The 16,570-nt window shown below is 68.3% G+C and carries 13 protein-coding genes, 3 pseudogenes and 1 riboswitch; of the genes and pseudogenes, 10 read left to right on the top strand and 6 right to left on the bottom strand.

The features are described from left to right. Positions 1-1,076 (bottom strand): annotated as a pseudogene (locus Q4A20_RS13220) (Fe-S oxidoreductase); the annotation flags it as partial. A gap of 235 nt (positions 1,077-1,311) precedes the next feature. On the opposite strand from Q4A20_RS13220, the pseudogene Q4A20_RS13215 reads away from it, so the two are divergent. Continuing rightward, positions 1,312-1,413: pseudogene (locus Q4A20_RS13215) on the top strand (IS481 family transposase); the annotation flags it as partial. Between the two features lie 5 nt (positions 1,414-1,418). On the opposite strand, the gene Q4A20_RS13210 reads toward Q4A20_RS13215, so the two are convergent. The 3 genes from Q4A20_RS13210 to Q4A20_RS13200 are packed head-to-tail and all read right to left on the bottom strand — an operon-like array spanning position 1,419 to position 2,582. After that, positions 1,419-1,760, bottom strand: a complete 342-nt coding sequence (locus Q4A20_RS13210) for a transcriptional regulator (RefSeq protein ID WP_303123642.1) — start codon at positions 1,758-1,760, stop codon at positions 1,419-1,421. Beyond that, positions 1,757-2,260 carry a hypothetical protein gene (locus Q4A20_RS13205; RefSeq protein WP_303123640.1) on the bottom strand — a complete coding sequence of 168 codons (504 nt, stop codon included), beginning with the start codon at positions 2,258-2,260 and terminating at the stop codon, positions 1,757-1,759. Before Q4A20_RS13205 ends, Q4A20_RS13210 begins: the two co-directional genes overlap by 4 nt. Next, positions 2,253-2,582, bottom strand: a complete 330-nt coding sequence (locus tag Q4A20_RS13200; protein WP_303123638.1) for a hypothetical protein — start codon at positions 2,580-2,582, stop codon at positions 2,253-2,255. Before Q4A20_RS13200 ends, Q4A20_RS13205 begins: the two co-directional genes overlap by 8 nt. 375 nt (positions 2,583-2,957) lie before the next feature. Between Q4A20_RS13200 and Q4A20_RS13195 the strand changes: the two are divergent. The 4 genes and pseudogenes from Q4A20_RS13195 to Q4A20_RS13180 form a co-directional block, all read left to right on the top strand. Then, a pseudogene (locus Q4A20_RS13195) lies at positions 2,958-3,776 on the top strand (SNF2-related protein); the annotation flags it as partial. 367 nt (positions 3,777-4,143) lie between these two features. Continuing rightward, positions 4,144-4,818 carry a DISARM system phospholipase D-like protein DrmC gene (gene drmC, locus Q4A20_RS13190; RefSeq protein ID WP_303123646.1) on the top strand — a complete coding sequence of 225 codons (675 nt, stop codon included), beginning with the start codon at positions 4,144-4,146 and terminating at the stop codon, positions 4,816-4,818. 844 nt (positions 4,819-5,662) lie between these two features. Then, entirely contained in the window at positions 5,663-5,794 is a 132-nt protein-coding gene (locus tag Q4A20_RS13185) for a hypothetical protein (protein ID WP_303123636.1), read from the top strand. Between the two features lie 328 nt (positions 5,795-6,122). Then, a complete protein-coding gene (locus Q4A20_RS13180; protein ID WP_303123635.1) occupies positions 6,123-7,733 on the top strand; it encodes a hypothetical protein in 1,611 nt (536 codons plus the stop codon). A 36-nt stretch (positions 7,734-7,769) separates the two neighbouring features. Here the strand turns inward: Q4A20_RS13180 and Q4A20_RS13175 are convergent, their stop codons facing one another. Continuing rightward, entirely contained in the window at positions 7,770-8,828 is a 1,059-nt protein-coding gene (locus tag Q4A20_RS13175) for a Fic family protein (RefSeq protein ID WP_303123634.1), read from the bottom strand. 949 nt (positions 8,829-9,777) lie between these two features. Here Q4A20_RS13175 and Q4A20_RS13170 point away from each other — a divergent pair. Both Q4A20_RS13170 and Q4A20_RS13165 read left to right on the top strand, forming a co-directional pair. Beyond that, positions 9,778-9,996, top strand: a complete 219-nt coding sequence (locus Q4A20_RS13170) for a type II toxin-antitoxin system Phd/YefM family antitoxin (RefSeq protein WP_303123632.1) — start codon at positions 9,778-9,780, stop codon at positions 9,994-9,996. Positions 9,997-10,435: 439 nt separating this feature from the next. Further along, entirely contained in the window at positions 10,436-11,527 is a 1,092-nt protein-coding gene (locus tag Q4A20_RS13165) for a DNA-binding transcriptional regulator (RefSeq protein ID WP_303123631.1), read from the top strand. Positions 11,528-11,561: 34 nt separating this feature from the next. Here the strand turns inward: Q4A20_RS13165 and Q4A20_RS13160 are convergent, their stop codons facing one another. Next, the gene (locus Q4A20_RS13160; protein ID WP_303123629.1) at positions 11,562-11,855 is read right to left on the bottom strand and encodes a DUF4235 domain-containing protein; all 294 of its coding nucleotides are present in this window, start codon (positions 11,853-11,855) and stop codon (positions 11,562-11,564) included. Positions 11,856-12,169: 314 nt separating this feature from the next. Next, a riboswitch (TPP riboswitch) is annotated at positions 12,170-12,304 on the top strand. Between the two features lie 51 nt (positions 12,305-12,355). Between Q4A20_RS13160 and Q4A20_RS13155 the strand changes: the two genes are divergently transcribed. From Q4A20_RS13155 to Q4A20_RS13145, 3 genes are all read left to right on the top strand, one after another. After that, positions 12,356-13,522, top strand: coding sequence for a thiamine ABC transporter substrate binding subunit (locus Q4A20_RS13155; protein WP_303123627.1), 1,167 nt, complete (start codon positions 12,356-12,358; stop codon positions 13,520-13,522). 5 nt (positions 13,523-13,527) lie between these two features. Continuing rightward, the gene (locus tag Q4A20_RS13150; RefSeq protein WP_368502483.1) at positions 13,528-15,327 is read left to right on the top strand and encodes an ABC transporter permease; all 1,800 of its coding nucleotides are present in this window, start codon (positions 13,528-13,530) and stop codon (positions 15,325-15,327) included. A gap of 75 nt (positions 15,328-15,402) precedes the next feature. Beyond that, complete coding sequence (locus Q4A20_RS13145) at positions 15,403-16,518, top strand: ABC transporter ATP-binding protein (protein WP_303123625.1); 1,116 nt, start codon at positions 15,403-15,405, stop codon at positions 16,516-16,518. Positions 16,519-16,570 lie beyond the last annotated feature (52 nt).

Genomic DNA, 16,570 nt, shown 5'->3' with positions numbered 1-16,570 from the left:
GTGTTCCACGCCGGGCACAGGTCCTGGCAGCGGCCGCACTCGGTGCAGGTGGAGAAGTCCAGCAGGCCCTTCCAGGTGAAGTCCTCAATGCGCTCCACCCCGAGCTTGACCTCGGTGCCCGCCTCCTCCGCGGCCTCCATGGCGGCGTCGAGATCGTCCAGGGTGTCGGCGGTCAGCGGCCGGCCGTCGGGCAGCAGCAGCGGCTGGGCGGGGCCGAGCGCCTCGGTGCCGTCGGTGTTGCGGCGTGCGTAGAGGTTCACGAAGGCCAGGAAGCGGTGCCAGGCCACGCCCATCGACGGCTGCAGGCCGACCACCACGAACCACCACATGGAGATGACGATCTTGGCGGTTGCCACCACCGTGATCGCGGCCGCCAGGGCGTCTGCGCTCAGTGGTGCCAGTAGTGGGCCGGTCCAGGCGGTCAGCGGGAAGTGCGTCCAGTGGGCGAGGGCGGCGTCGGCCGGGTTGGAGGACAGTGCCAGCTGGGCGTGCTCCAGCATCCGCAGCACCAGCACACAGACCACCACGCCGGTCACGATCGCCTCCACGAAGTGCGCCTGCCCCCGGCTGGAGCCGGCGAAGCGGGAGGTGCGGGTGCGGGCGCCGCCGGCGGAATCGGTGTTGAAGGGGGGCGCGGCGGCGCGGCGGCGGGTCAGGCGGCGGCGCACCGCGATCAGGTGGACGATGCCCGCCAGGCTCAGCCAGGCGATGCCTTCCACCACCCACGCCCACCAGGCCTGGTGTCCCAGCCACGGCAACTCCCAGTGCGGGCCGGCCAGCACCTGGCCGTAGCCGGTGACCAGGGTCAGGAACAGCAGGGGGAAGCTGACCATTACCAGCCAGTGCGCGGCCCGGATCCAGGGTCGGCCCTTGAATGCGGTGTGGCCGACGACCTCGCCGAGCATGCGCACCAGGCGGCGGCCGACGGGGCGCAGTCGCTCGCGGGGGACGGGGCGGCCCACCCCCATACGGTTGCCGATGGTCACGCAGGCGCGGCCGAACACGAAGACGCCGACCACCGTCGCAACTGCAACGATGACGGTGCATGCGAGGCGGACGCCCATCAGCCAATTCATGGTGTCAGCCTACGCAAGCGTATGAGCATGGGTGCGCAGGCGTCACGAAGGGGCGGTTGGGATGCGGGTGGGAAGGGGTGTCGGGGTGCGGTGGAGGGGGCGGGCCACTGCGCCGGGCGGCTTAGCTCTACCAGTGCTTGCTGGCCACGGTCAGCCGGGGGGTGGAACGCTCCCGTATGCCCCGCTGACGGACGCGGAGCAGACCACCGGCCTGCTTGCACCCAGACTCGTTCCGGTGTGTTACAAGAAGGCTGGCCCGGGCGAGCTGGTCCGCATGGACCTCAAGAAGCTCGGTCGTATCCCCGACGGCGGGGACCGGAGCGCCTACAGGCGGGGCACGGGTTATGGCCCGGCGATCGCCTGGAGCGCCGTGAGGTGGGCCTGCCAGCGTGTGCGGCCCTCCTGGGTCAGGGACATCCAGGTGCGGGGCCGCTTGCCCACGTACCCCTTACGGATGGCGACGATTCCCAGTTCCTCCAGCTGAGAGGCCTGACGGCTGAGTACCGAGTCGCTGACTTGGAGGGTGTCGCGCAGCGTGGGGAAGTCGACCTGCTCCACATTGGCCAGGGCGGCTACCAGGGAGAAGCGCACGGGGTGCATGAGCGCGTCGACGAGTTGGTGACGTGGGTGCCGGGGGGTGTCCCCGGCGGCGGGGACTGTGGAGTCTGTGGCCGAGCCGGTCATCGGACCTCCCGCACTGCACCCCACACGGTCACGGTGATTTGTGCCAGGACCGCGAGTATGGTGAACCACAGCTCGCCGTTCCAAATGACGGTGCTGCCGAAGAGTGTCACTGCCCAGACGGCGACCCAGGAGCGTATGGAGACGGCCCACCGGCGGGTGAAACCTAGGCTGGTGGCGCGCGCGGTCATGATCATGGCGGCGATGAGGATGGCCAGCCAGATCAGGAAGACGACCAGGGGGAGCAGGAACAGCCTCTCGTCGGTGAGGCTGATCAGGTAGATGGCGACGGTCAGCATGGAGCAGAGCGAGCCGAGGCCGACGAGGAAGAACGCGTAGGGGGTTCCGGCTCCTGAGACTGCAGCGGCGCCCAGGTGATCGGCCTGGCGCAGTAGGTCGCGCGCCTGCTGGGGGTTCACGCTCAGGAATTCTGAGGGACGAGAGTCCGAGGACTCCAGGCCCGTCTGCTGGGGGTCGGTGGACGGGAGGTCATTGTCAGGCACGGGAGTGCTCCTTCGTGGTGGAGGCGGGTGTTGCTGCTCGGGCGGTGACCCAGGGGGCCGTCGCACAGGAGATCGTGGCGAGGAGTCCTATGACGCCGGTGCTGACCATGTCCTCAGAGCCGCGGACGACGCCTGCGGCAAGGATGGCCAGCAGCGCGAGGATGACAGTGGCCAGGCCTGCCAGTGCAGCAGGACGGTGGCGGGTGGTGTGAGATGGGCGAGAAGGCGGTGTCAACGGGATGTGGGCACCGCCTGTGCTGCTGGGGGTGTCCGGGTCGCTGCTCGCGGTGCGGTCAGGTGTGAGGTTCGGTCTGGAGTGCATGCCGCAACAGTAGCAAGTACTTTCCGGATCGACAAGTATTTACCGTATCGATGAAACATTGTATTTACGTAAAATTCTTGAGAGTGCCGAGAGTCTCCTCCGTGTGTGCTGGGAGGGCGGAACTGAGCCCAAGAGGCAGGCGCCTCAAGGCCGAAGGGGCAAGGTGACGGCCTGGCGGGTGAGGCGAGTTCCGGCCTGGATTCCAGCACTGACGCCGCACCGGCCCTGCCCGAACCCGGGCAGGTGGTGCAGGTGCGGGGCGCGACCTGGGCTGTCACCGACGTGCGCGAGCAGGGCCTGCCCCACAGCCCCGCCGACGATTCACGCACCGACCTGGAGCACCTGGTCTCACTGCAATCGTTGGCCGAGGATCGCATGGGTGAGGAGCTGACCGTCATCTGGGAGCTGGAGGTCGGCAACTCGATCATTCCGGACCGCGGCCTGCCGGAGACGATCTCCGCCGACTCCTTCGATGCCCCGGACACCCTGGGCGCCTTCGTCGACGCCGTGCGCTGGGGCGCGGTCACCTCCGCCGACGCCAAGGCCTACCAGGCGCCCTTCCGCTCGGGCGCCACCCTGGAGCCCTACCAGCTCGAGCCCCTGCGCCGCGCCCTGGAGGCCCCGCGCACCAACCTCCTGCTGGCCGACGACGTCGGCCTGGGCAAGACCATCGAGGCCGGCCTGGTCATCGAGGAGCTGCTGCTGCGGCACCGGGCCCGCTCGGTGATCATTGTGTGCCCGCCGAGCCTGGCCCTGAAGTGGCGCGATGAGATGCGTGAGAAGTTCGGCCTGGAGTTCGTGATCGTCGACTCCGCCCGGATTGCCGCCGACCGCCGCACCTACGGCCTGGCCGCGAACCCGCTGCGCCTGTATCCGCGGGTGATCGTGTCCATGGCCTGGCTGCCGGGCGTGCGCGCCCAGCGGCTGCTGCGCGAGGTACTGGATGACGCCGGCCGCCCGGGCAGCGCCCGCAACTACGCCTTCGACGTGCTGGTGGTGGATGAGGCCCACCACGTGGCCCCGGCGGCGCCCTCGGCCGTTGGCGGCGGCCGCGGTTACGCGGTGGATTCCCAGCGCACCCGGGCGCTGCGCCGCCTGGCCGAGAAGTGCGAGCACCGCCTGTTCCTGTCCGCCACGCCGCACAACGGTTACACCGAGTCCTTCACCGCCCTGCTGGAGATGATCGACCCGCGCCGCTTCGCCCGCGGCGCCGAGATCGACGGCAGGGCCCTGGATGAGGTGACGGTGCGGCGCCTGAAGGCGGACGTGCCGGACCGCGACTTCAAGCGCCGCAAGGTCAACTCCGTGGAGTATGCGGCCGCCGCCGATGAGGAGGAGGCCTACGCCAAGCTGGACTCGCTGCTGCGCGCCTCGGGCCGCCAGCAGGGACGGCGCAGCCTGGATATTGCCGCCCTGCTGCTGAAGAAACGCTTCCTGTCCAGCCCGTGGGCCTTCGCCCGCACGCTCGTCAACTACCTGACCGATCCGGTGGCGGCGGGACACCGTCGTCGAGCTCGGGTCGGTCCTGAGCGGGGCCCAGGCGCGGGCCGTCGCCGCCAGTTTGGAGGCGGGGGAGACCCTGACACAGGCGCTTGGGGCCGTGGAGGCGTCGCGGCGACGCCGAGTGCGGGAGCTGATGGGGAGGGCCGGGCTCGGCACGTTGGAGCGGGAACGGACCGCGGCGGTGCTGCGCGCCATCGAGGGCGCGCTGGCGCACCCGACCTCCGTCACCCCGGTGTGGACGGTTCCCGGCGGTCCTGGCGCTTTTGGGGTGACGGGGCACCTGACCGGGCTGATCCACGAGCTGGTGACGCGGGCCTACGGGTCGGTCACCTGCTCCACTTACAACATTGCGCGCTCCTCGGCGCTGTGGGAGGCGCTGAAGGAGGCGGCGGCGCGGCCGGAGGTGAGTGTGCGCCTGTACCTGGACACCGACGTGGCCGACGCCGAGCCCAAGCCGTGGGTGCCCACCACCGCGCAGGTCGCGCGCGAGCTGAAAGGCGCCGTGGTGATGCGGACGCGGGCCGGTGAGGACGGGAAGCGGCCGCGAAATCACGCCAAGTTCGTGGTGGTGGATCACCAGATCGTGGTGGTCACGAGCGCGAACATGTCCCGCAGCGCGGAGGAGCGGAACGTCGAGCTCGGCCTGCGCCTGGACGAGCCGCTGCTGGCCCGCGCCATCGAGGACCAAATGCGCGCCCTGGAACCGCTCGTCTATGAACGGGTGGCCGGTTAACACAGGCTTCGTGATCGCGACTCAGACACGGTTAGTGTCTGAGGGCATAGCTACTATTTGCCCATGGCGAAGGTGGCGTACGGAGATGAAAGCATCCGCAGAAGAGGCGTGCGGGAGCCAACATATCTCTTGGGTGCTTATATTCGTGATGATGCCGCCCCTGATCTTGCCTCCGAGCTGATGGCTCTCGTGCGGGGAAGGAAACTGCACTGGCGAGATTCCATTCCTCGAGTTCAGGAGGAGGCGTGCCGCATAATCAGTTCCCACGGCGGAGGCCACTTGATTGTCGCGGCGCGTCCCCTTGCTGAGGGTGTGCGTGAAGAGTCGGCGCGTCAACAGGCGCTTATGACGCTGATGACCATTTTGTCGGGAGGCTACGGCGTAGACGAACTAGTCCTGGAGCGTCGGCAGCAGAAGCAAGATGACAAAGACCGAGCGGTTTTCGCTGTTGCCCGTAAGAGCGGGATGGTTAGCGCTGACTTCAAACTTCGGCACGAGTATGGGACCCAACAACCCATGCTGTGGGTGCCGGATCAGGTTCTGGGAGCTTACGGCGATGTCTGCATGGGTAAACTACGGCATGGGCGCTGCTCGAACCGCACGTGCGAATCGAGACGATTCATCCCAGGAGGTAGCGCGAACGCCGGGCCCTATGACGTCACAGGCGCACCGGCGTTAACTTCCTGTCCGCACCTTGATGCGGCGGCGACATTAGTGTGCCACCCCCCTCCTCTGAAGGTCAACCCCGCGACGGGGCTCATCTCAGGTGCCGACGAAAGTGGTTCGGTGCCTCATCTGGGACTGCCCGCGAGAGTCGCGGATCGTGGTCGTCGCGAGTGCGAATGTGTCGCGTAGCGCGGAAGAGGCTAACGTCGAGCTCGGCCTGCGCCTGGACGAGCCGCTGCTCGCCCGCACCACCGGGGACCAGACACGCACCCTGGATCCGCACGTCAACGAGCAGGTGGCTAGCGGCTGAGCGGGCCGGCAGACGGGCGCCGCGGTCGTACCGGGGCACCATGTCCCAGCGCGAGAACCAAGGGAGTGGGGAGGCGGAGCGCCTTGCTCTGCTTGGTCCCGTGAGTAACTGGTTGGCGGTCGGTCACGAAGATGGTGGAAGGGCAAGGTGGCGGAGCGTGAGTGTCGAATGCGCGCGCCGGGCAGCCTCAGGCGGTCTAGCCCAGCCTCGTCCCTGCCTCAACCCGTAGGCCGGTAGTTCGTGTCGGACCCCCGTGGCATTGTGACCTTGGGTGGAAACCGCCGGCCCCGCCCAAGACCCTGCCCGGCCGGCGAGAACCGAGGCGATCATGAGTGAGTGCGAAGACGTGCGTGGTGATGGTTCGCAGCCGCGGGGCACTGCGTCCCTGGATGACGGGAACGATACGAAGGAGCCCGAGCAGGAACCTGCCCCGCAGAAGAGCGAGCCAACGAATCGTGCCAAGAATGTCGTGGGTAGCGAACAGGCCGACGGCCTGCACCGCTTCCCGAGCCGATTCAAGGCTGCATTCGCGGCGGAGAAAGATGACTTCGTGGTCGCCCCTCCCGACCTTGGGCCGGACCGAAGTCTGAAGAAGGGCGAGAACGGTCGGGGCGGCTCGAGGGAGAAAAGAGACAAGCGTTACGAGCGAGGCCTACTCTGGGAGCATGGCGGCAACCTCCCTATGCTCGTTGTGCCTGGCCTGCTGGCTACTTGTATATGGATGCTGTGTGTGCTGATCGAGAATCGTCTCGAGTATTCCCCGGAGGTGTTTCTCGCGATTATAATGGACATACGGGAAGCCGGCAGGCAGTGTCTTGCTGCCACTGCAAGTCCCGGAGTGGAAGGGCTCAATCAGTGCCCGTACGGCCTGGACATGTCGGTGTCGACAGGGGTGACTCTGGTATCAGGAATATTTACCGTCGAGTGCGGCGGTGTTGTGGTGCTCGGTTTTCGGGCTCGTGCGCGAATTGGACAGGGTGGTGACTCTGATGAGACGGTTGCTCGTCGCGTCTTTGGGTCACCCGGAGGGGCATTGCTGTTCTGGTCGGCGATGTACTGTCTGTGGGGCCTAATACTTGGTGTCCTCCTGCTGTGGACGCCAGGTCGCACGGCGGTTCTGAGCCGACCTATGCTGGTGCTGTCAGAGTCGGTTGCGCCCCTATGGTTTATTGTGGCGGCATCGGTTGTTATTTCGATTTGGCTGTATGGCCGTGTTGTTGAGTATGTGTTAGAAGATGTTGAACGCCGGCGCCGTGCAATACGGTGGGAGTATGAGCGGGCTTACCGCTTGATTCGACGTAAGGTTACGTCAGACGTGGAGGCGCGCGACGTGGTGCAGGCGCGCGGCAAGGCGGCGCACGTTGGCCGCTGGGTAGCTTTTGGGCACATGCTGCTTATTTGTCCGCTACTGGCGGGAACATTCCTGCCGTACACGCCAGCGCGGTTTCTTGGTATGTTTTCTGTGTTGGCTTTGCTTGACGCCTTTTGCGCATATTTTGTCGCCTACGCCTGGAGCTGGGGTCGAGCTCAGGGCGTTTTTCTTGTGATAGTTTCTGGATTCGCGGGATGTTTCTGTGCAGTGGTGACGGTCATGTGTTTTATGGTGTATGGGGTAGTGGCGTCTAGTCCGGCGAGTATTCCTGCTGCACTGGTTGTATTTGTGCTGCTTGTGCTCGCCTGGTCAGTGGTGATCATGCGTGGCGTTGACGCGGCCATGCATCCAGTAACTGTGATTCGCGCGCGTCTGGCGATGCGCCGCAGCGACGAGCTGGTGTGGCTGCGCGCGCAGGAGAGGAGGCTTGTATCCATGGGGATGGGTGAGAGCGCTGTGAAGGCGCGGCTTAGAGGGCTCCGCCGTGCCGCGTCGCGCAAGCGCCCGTCAAAGCGCTTGCGTGCTGAAGGCGCTGAGAGGTTGCGGCGAACTGACAAGCGGTGCTGACGACGCGTCGGAAGCACTGCCACGGGGTGGATCAGCTCATGGGCCCGCTGACGGGTCACGTCGCGGAGGAAGGAATGCGGACATGACCTCGACGCGGGGGCGCACGCCGCGGCCACGCTGTTTCTCAACCAGCCCCATCTTGACTAGGCCGTTGATGTCGCGCGTAACGGTCTTCGAAGTCTTGCTCCGATACGCCTCGGCGAGGCTTCGGTTAAGGATCGTCACATCGTCGATTGGGGTCCAATGGTCGGCGGGCAGGGCCAGCACGAGGTCTCTCATCCTGGTTCGCGCCTGGGTGTGCTGGCCATGGAACCGCTCGTGGACGTAGGACTGCCACATGATGGATAGCTGCATCTCCTGCACTTGCACGATCTGCTCGCGTAGACCATCCACAAGGCCCTGGACTGCGTAGTGGACGAAGTCCTCTGCCGGGTATCCGGGGCGTACGCTGGTCTGCTCCAAGATGGAGTAATACATGTCGCGGGTCTTGTTGTAGTGATCGGACAGGAGGTGGGCGGCGGGTACCGGAACTCCGGCACGTATGAGCAGTTCAAACTCCAGCAGACGGGACATGCGTCCGTTCCCGTCGCCGAAGGGGTGAATCCAAGTCAGGTGCAGGTGGGCCAGCGTGGCCAGTATGAAGGCCATGGGCGTCCGCAGGGCGTGGTCATCACCCAACTGGGAGAGTTCGTTGTTCAGCCATTCGCATAGACGATCGACTAGATACTCGCAGTCTTCCGGTGGCGCGCCGCGATAGCGTCCGACCAGCACATCGTGCGTACGGAACGCCCCGGGAACAACGTTCTCCTTCTCCGGCTGACCAACCATCAGGCGAGCATGTTGAGCCTTTAGTCGCGTGGCCGACAGCGGCGGGGCGTTGTCGGGCAGGCACTCTTGAATGATGTCGTTGAACAAAGACACCAGGTTCTCGATCTCCTGGCGCTGATACGCACGCGACGGTGGAGTGCTGGCTCGCCCCTCGACGATGTCGCGTACTTCGGCTTTGGTCAGGGTGTTGCCTTCGATGCTGGTTGTGCCGTACGCGCCGCGCTCCAGGCTGATCCGGTTGAGTGCTTCTGCGAACGAAGGGGGCATGGCCGATCCGGCCAGGTGCTCGTACTTCGAGGCTGCCTTGCCTAGCAGAATCCAGGTCTTGGGACTCAGTCTGTCCGCCCTGAAGCTGAATGTGATCCACGGATGAGTGGCGAGATAACGCCGATTAGATGTGGCTGACACGATTATGGCCGCCTGTTCTGTCCAATGAATGTGTCCACTGTGGTGGGCAGTGTAACGGGCTGCGGCTGCCAGCGCACGCGGGACCGGGGCGAGTGCCTGCAGAGCCATGAACATGGCGGCTGGGATGCGGGTGGGAAGGGGTATCGGGGCGCGGGTGAGGTGGCTGGGGCGGGATTGGTGGCGTTCGGCCGTGGTTGATGGTTGTCGGTGGCTGGTGGGGTCGGGGGTGTCGTTGGAAGTACCATTTTCATCTCTGTGACTGCCGCCCGCGTCAGCTGCGTCCGCGGATTTCCGCAGTTTCAGTGTGATCCTGACAGTGACGCGGTCCGAAAGTGGTGCATTTTGTGACAGGTGCGGGGTGCGTATCCGGTGGAGGCGGTGGCGTGCGTGTTGGGACGGAGGAGCGTGGCCGGGGAAGGCGGGCGTTGGCGCGGAGAGGCGCGCCGGGTGCGCCGCACGCTTAAGAAATGAGCGTGTTGGTTGAAATGGCTTGATTCTGCGGTTTCAGATTTGCGGTGAGAGGCCGTGGGAGTCTCCCATGTGCGGCGGGGACGTCGGCGCACGTGGGAGACTTGGAGGTGGGTTTGGCTCACTGGTGCAGATTGGCGGAATTTCAACGAAAAGTCTGGTAATGGGGGAGTCGTGAGGGTGCCTTAAGCGTGCGGCGGCTCGCGGTGTCTCGGCGTTTGTGGGCAATGACGTCGCGCTCGGACAGTTGGAAGGGTCTGCGGGGCGCGGACGGGGTATCCGAGGGCTTTCTGCACAGTGCTGCCTGGTTGTTCAGACGGGCCACCGGTACGCTGGACGCATGAGCGTGCAGGTCAGTGTTGCCGAGGCCGAGGCGCATCTTTCGGAGCTTTTGGATCGCGTCGAGGCCGGCGAGGAGATCACTGTGGCTCGGGGTGGCAGGCCCGTCGCCACGCTGAGGGCTGTGGCTCCGCAAGAGCGTCGTACCTTCGGGGTGCGCCCCGATCTCAAGGTTCCCGATGAGTTCTTCTTCGCGCCCCTGACGGCAGGCAGGGGGTGAAGGTCAACCTGGTCCGTAGTCCACGTGATCCACGCCGACGATGACGTGCTCGGGACCAGGCTGATGGTCGGCCTGGTCCGGTGGCCCGCGTGATCCCGGGTCACGCCGTTGCACCTGTCTGCGATGAGTTTGCGCTGGCGGGGACTCCTGTGAGGAGTGCTCGCGCCGATCCACTTCGGCTCACGGGGCCGAAATGAATCTCCACACCCGGTGCTCTCCGGGCAGCCGGGTGTCGGTACGTGCTCGGTGCCCGCCGCGGCCGACGGGCCCGCTGCTGGCCTCGCTCGCCCGTTGCCGATACGCTGCGTGAGACTGGCGGTGCACGGTCGTCTGGGCGCACCGTGACCGTGCCGCTCGGCAGCTTGTCGGCGCGACACCGGACCGCTGGTGTCAAGAGACTCAGCAACGCAGCCAACACCGAACCCCAGGGAGCGCATCCATGAGCCCACGCCGCAAGAACGACGACCGCCACGAACCCGACGACCCCGACATCGCCCAGGCGATGCGGGAGCGCCGCCAGGAACTGGGGCTGAGCGTGTCGGCAATGGCCGCACGCGCCGGCGTCTCCGAGCAGACCTGGCGCAACTATGAATACGGCCGCACCCAGGTGCGGGGCGACAAGCAGATGGGCGTGTGGGAAGCCCTCGAATGGGAGCCGCCGACTCACTGGAAGGATTTGTCGGGCCTCCGCGCCATCCTGCAGGGCGGCGCAACGTCGGCGGGCCTGGGCGGCGCGATGCCAATGGGCCCGGGCAGCTTCGGCGCCGGCTTCGACGGCCCCGGTTTCGGTGGTCCCGGCTTCGACATCCCGGACGAAGCCTACGACGCCTTCGATGGGCTCGACGCCGAGGACCTGGCCGCCCAGGCCGCCGCCGAACTCCCCATCCCCGACTGGGACGACATCCCCACCGTCCTGTCCGAGGTGTACTCCCAGCAGTTGGCCCGCACACTCGGTGAGGACGCTGCCCGCTGCTTCGCCCTAGGGGTACTCCTGTATGACATGTCCATTACCGAGAACCTCGAGAGCCTGGCGGAACTGCCGGGCGGCACCCACCTGGGCGAACTCGATGAGACTCACGTCGGCTCCACCCTGCCGCAGCTGTGGCTGACCCGCTACGATTACGAGTTCGTCTTCCAGTTGCGTGAATCTTTCCGGGACATGACCAGGCGGCTGGTGTCAGGCGGTATAGCGCCTGGCGAGCCCATGGCCCGCACGATCGCGGACATCCTCGTACTCCACGACACCTTCACCCTCGGCGGCACCATCGCGAACTCCCGCGGTGCCGACGTCCCCGAGGACCGTTGGGAGGGCTGGGTGGACGCCCTGTCCGGCCCTGACCAGCCAGCCCACATGCTGGTCGCCATGGGCCTGATTCCGCCCACCGACGCTCCCGAGCATTTCGACAACTGGTTCAAGCCGCTGCCCGGCCCCTTTATCCCCGATTGGGACGACGCATCCGGCGGCCCCGATTCATCGACGGCACCCGCCCCGGGCGACGCCACCGTCACCCCGCTGCACCGCCGACACTGACGACGCCGGTGCACCCACGCGCCAGCGTCAGGCCTCAGGCCTCCAGCGCCGTCGGCCCCTCCGCGCCGGGCACCACCCCGCTGCGTCGGGCATGGATCTTGGCGGCCTGGCGCAGCGTCAGCTGCCGGGTCAGCGTCATGACCGCACCGGAGATCACCGCGAAGGCCACCACCTCGCCAAGTCGGTAACTGAGCACCTGGTCCTCGTCCTGCGGCGCCGGCCTGCCGGTGATGGCCTTCCACCCGGCAGCCACGGCCTTCTCGGCAACGGCGCCGGAGACCAGGAGCGACAGCGCGGAGGCGGCCGTCCAACCGAGACTGTTCTTCATGGTGACTCCTGACATTCACTAGATGACTGAATCCTATATGGCGACGACGGCGCAGCCGCCGGTCGCCGACCCCGCCCCCGATCCTGTCACACGCCCCGGGTGAGTGGCATGCGGACGCACCCGCAGCAGCGCATTACTCGGGCAGTCGGCAGCGTTTTCACAGTCGCCCTGCGGCACTGTGGGGGTACAGTGCACCGCTGGGACACGTCGCTGGGACTATTCGCAGGTGACCAGGCCGACCAGATGTGGCCAGTTGCGCCCAGGCCGATGCCGCGGGGGCGGCGGGCGAGCACCGCCGCCGCGCTAGGCTGGACCCACAACGACAGGGGAGCGCCCGTCGTCGGCGGGCTCCGTCCCGCCCGCGGCCACGGCGCTGAGAGTGCGGGAAGCCGCAGACCCTCGAACCTGCCCCGGTTCGCACCGGCGAAGGAAGTCGAGAATCTCCCCGGGCGTACCGGCTGCGCCCGGGCCCTCCGGAGAAACCATCCAGGAGGACCATCATGACCATCAATGAGCCCACCAGGTACCCCGCCACGGGCGGCGCCGCGTCTGCCGTCTCGACGCGCAGCACCCGGTCGCTGACCACCATCCGCCCCAGCCGCCGCGCCCTGCTCGCCGGGGGTGCCGCCACCGCCGTCGGCCTGGCGCTCGCGGCCTGCGGCTCCGGGAACGGCGGCGCGGGCGGCACGGCGGCGGGCGGCGATACCGTCACCGTCGTCACCTACGACTCCTTCGACCTGCCCGACGAGCTCATCACCGCCTTCAAGGACGACACCGGCTACACCCTGGAGATCGCCCGCTCCGGCGACGGCGGCGAGGTCGCCAACAAGCTCATCCTCACCAAGGACGCCCCGCTCGGCGACGCCGTATTCGGCATCAACAACACCATGGCCTCCCGCATCCTTGCCGAGGGCGTCATCGACACCACCACCGCCCTGAATCTGCCCGACGGCGCCGCGGACTACCTGGCCCCCTACATCGTGGACGACACCCCGGCGCTCGTGCCCATCGACTTCGGGGAGGTGTGCGTCAACGTCGACACCGTCTGGCTGGCTGCCCACGGCCTGGAGTCGCCCTCCAGTTTCGAGGACCTGACCGACCCGGCCTACAAGGACCTGTTCGTCGCCATCAACCCCACCACCTCCTCCACCGGCATGGCCTTCCTGCTGGCCACCATCGGCCACTTCGGCCAGGACGGCTTCGCCCAGTACTGGAAGGACCTGGTGGCCAACGGCACCAAGATCGCCGAGGGCTGGTCGGACGCCTACTACACCGACTTCACCGCCGGCGGCGGGGACGGCGCCTACCCGATCGTCGTCTCCTACGCCTCCTCGCCCGCCGCCACCCTCACCGACGACGGTACCGCCACCACCACCGCCGCACTCCCGCGCACCGCCACCCGCCAGGTCGAGTACGCGGGCGTGCTGGCCGGGGCCACCAACCCCGACGGCGCCGCCGCCTTCGTCGCCTGGATGCTGTCGCGCCAGGTGCAGGAGGCCATCCCGGACGCCATGTACATGTACCCCGTCGACCCCGACGCCGCGCTTTCGGATGAGTTGGCGAAATTCGGCACCACCGCCCAGGACCCGATCGTCGTCGACCCGGCGGACATCGCCGACCACCAGCAGGAGTGGCTGACCACCTGGGCCCAGGCCGTCGGCCAGTGACGGCGGTGCGCAACTTCGACCGATCTCGGCGGTTATTTCGACCGATTTCGGCGAGAGGAGACGGGAGCGCAGGCGGGCTGCGCGGAGCCCGGGGCCCGCGGGCGACGGCGGGGGAGCGGATCGGCTGGACGCTCGCCGTCGCCGCCCCGCTGGCCTTCCTCGGCGTGTTCTTCGCCTGGCCCGTGCTCACCCTGCTGGCCCGCGGCCTGGCCCCCGACGGCGCCCTCGACCTGGGCGGCTTCGGCGAGGTGCTGGCCCGGCCACGCACCTGGCGGATCATCGGCCAGACCCTCATTCAAGCTACCGCCGCCACCGTCATCTGCGTGGTGCTCGGCATCCCGGGGGCGCTGGTGCTCTACCGGCGCCGCTTCCCCGGCCAGGGCCTGCTGCGGGGCGTGGTCACGGTGCCCTTCGTGCTGCCGAGCGTCGTCGTCGGCACCGCCTTCCACGCCCTGGTGACCACCGGCGGGCCGCTCGGCGGGCTGCACCTGGACGGCACCCGCACCGCCGTGATCGCCGCCCTGGTGTTCTTCAACTACGGGTACGTGGTGCGCAACGTCGGCACCATGTGGTGCCGGCTCGACCCGCGCGCCGTGGAGGCGGCCCGCACCCTGGGCGCGTCGGCGTGGCGGGCGTGGCGCACCGTCACCCTGCCGAGCCTGCTGCCGGCCGTCGCCTCCGCCGCCGCGACCGTCTTCCTGCTGTGCGCCACCGCCTACGGGGTGGTGCTGGTGCTGGGCGGTACCGGCGCGGGCACTATCGAGACCGAGATCTATCAGCTCACCGCCCGCTACCTGGACCTGCGGGCCGCGGCCGTGCTGTCGGTGGTGCAGCTGGTGGTGATTGCCGCCGCCCTGTGGGTGGGGGAGCGGGCCCGCCGCGCCCGCCAGGCCCATCTGGCGCTGCGCACCGATGTGCCCGCTACGCCGCTGCGCGCCGCCGACGCCCCGGCCCTGGCCGTGACCGCCCTGACCATCTGCGGTCTCCTGGTGGCGCCCATCGCGGTGCTGGTGATCCGCTCCCTGCGCCGGGCCGGGCAGTGGACGCTCGCCAACTACGCCGACCTGTCCACCCGCGGCGGCGACAACGCCCTGCTGGTGTCGGTCTGGGAGGCGGCCGGCAACTCCCTGCGGGTGGCCGCGGCCGCCACGTTGATCGCCCTGGCGGTGGGGGTGGCCGTATGTCTGGTGCTGTCCCGCAACCCGCGCTCGCGGCTGCTGGCTCGCGGCGTCGCGCTGTTCGACGCCGCCTTCATGCTGCCGCTGGGGGTGTCCGCGGTGACGGTGGGCTTCGGCTTCCTGATCACCCTGACCCCGATGGGGCTGACTCGCAGCTGGTGGATTCTGCCGCTGGCACAGGCGGTGGTCGCCGTGCCACTGGTGGTGCGCACCCTGCTGCCGGGCTTGCGGGCGATCGACCCGCGCCAGCGGGAGGTCGCGGCCACGCTCGGCGCCGGCCCGGGCCGGGTGCTGGCCGACGTGGACGGGCCGCACCTGCTGCGCGCCGCCGGACTGGCAGCGGGATTCGCCCTGGCCACCAGCCTGGGAGAGTTCGGGGCGACGTCGTTCCTGGCCCGTCCGCAGGGACCCACCCTGCCGGTGGTCGTCTACCGGCTGATCGGCTCCCCGGGTGCGCAGAATCAGGGCATGGGGTTGGCCGCCGGGGTGGTGCTGGCGGTCGGCGCCGCCGCCCTCATGCTCGCCTGCGAGCGCCTCCAGACCCGCCCCCACCGCCGAGTTCGGTTGATCTTACGTACCGAGGGCCGGGGATCTTACGTGCCGAGCTCGGGTGCAGTGACGTACTGAGGGCGGGCGCTATGGTCGTTGGAACCGACACACAACATGCTCACCCGCCACCCGCCCACCACCCAGGAGACCAGCATGGCTGACACCGAACCCGCGCCCGCCGCCTCGGGTCTGTGCGTGCGCGGCCTGAGCGTCGTCTACCCGGCCACCCGCGGCGCGGCACCCCTGACCGCCGTCGACGCCGCCGACCTCGACGTGCCGCGCGGCCAGATCCTCGCTCTGCTCGGCGCCTCCGGCTCCGGCAAGTCCTCCCTGCTGCGCGCCGTCGCCGGCCTGGAGGACATCGCCGCCGGCACCATCACCTGGGACGGCGACGACGTCGTCCCCGTGCCCGTGCACCGGCGCGGCTTCGGGCTGATGTTCCAGGACGGGCAGCTGTTCCCCTTCCGCGATGTCGCCGGCAACATCGGCTACGGACTGGCCGGCCGGCCGCGCGCCGAGCGGGCGCGCAGGGTGGAGGAGGTGCTCGACGTCGTCGGTCTGCCCGGCTACGGAGCCCGGGCGGTGAACACGCTATCAGGCGGGCAGGCGCAACGGGTCGTGCTCGCCCGCGCCCTCGCGCCGCGCCCGCGGCTGCTGCTGCTGGACGAGCCGCTGTCCGCCCTCGACCGCGCCCTGCGCGAGCAACTCGCCACCGACCTGCGCACCATCCTGAAGGCGCAGGGCACCACCGCCCTGTATGTCACCCACGACCAGGACGAGGCCATGACCGTCGCCGACCGGGTCGGCGTCATGGAGGCCGGCCGGCTGCTGCGGGTGGACTCCCCGGATCGGCTTTGGGCCGACCCCGGCAGCGCGCGGGTCGCCCGGTTCCTCGGCTTCGGGACGCTGCTCGACGCCGACGCCGCCGACCGCCTGGGCTGGTCCGCCCTCCTGGCGGGGCGGCCGGGGGAGTTTCTGGCGCTGGCGCCCGGGGCGCTGACGGTTGTAGGAGCTGACGCCGGGAATGTGGACGACGGCGGGACTCCGGGCGGCGCTCCCGCCTCCACGGGGCCGGTCGGCTGCGTACTCAGCGCGCGAGCACGGGTGGCTGTGGTGCGCCTGCGCGGCGGGCGGCGCGTGGTCGAGGTCGAACTCGCCGGGCAGGCGGCGTCGGCGGTGCCGTCCGACGGTGATGCGGAGCCGGTGCGGGTAGGGCAGGAGGTGACCGTCAGGCTGGACCGGCGTCGCGCCGCCGTGGTGCGGGCCTGAGCATGAGCCCCGTCATAACTACCGACTTCGGTACGTAAGATCTACCGACCTC

Origin of the sequence: Actinomyces sp. (assembly GCF_030530635.1) — a bacterium.
GTDB lineage: Bacteria > Actinomycetota > Actinomycetes > Actinomycetales > Actinomycetaceae > Actinomyces.
Note: the sequence above shows the minus strand (reverse complement) of the source record. Positions and strands in the feature narration are given on the sequence as shown.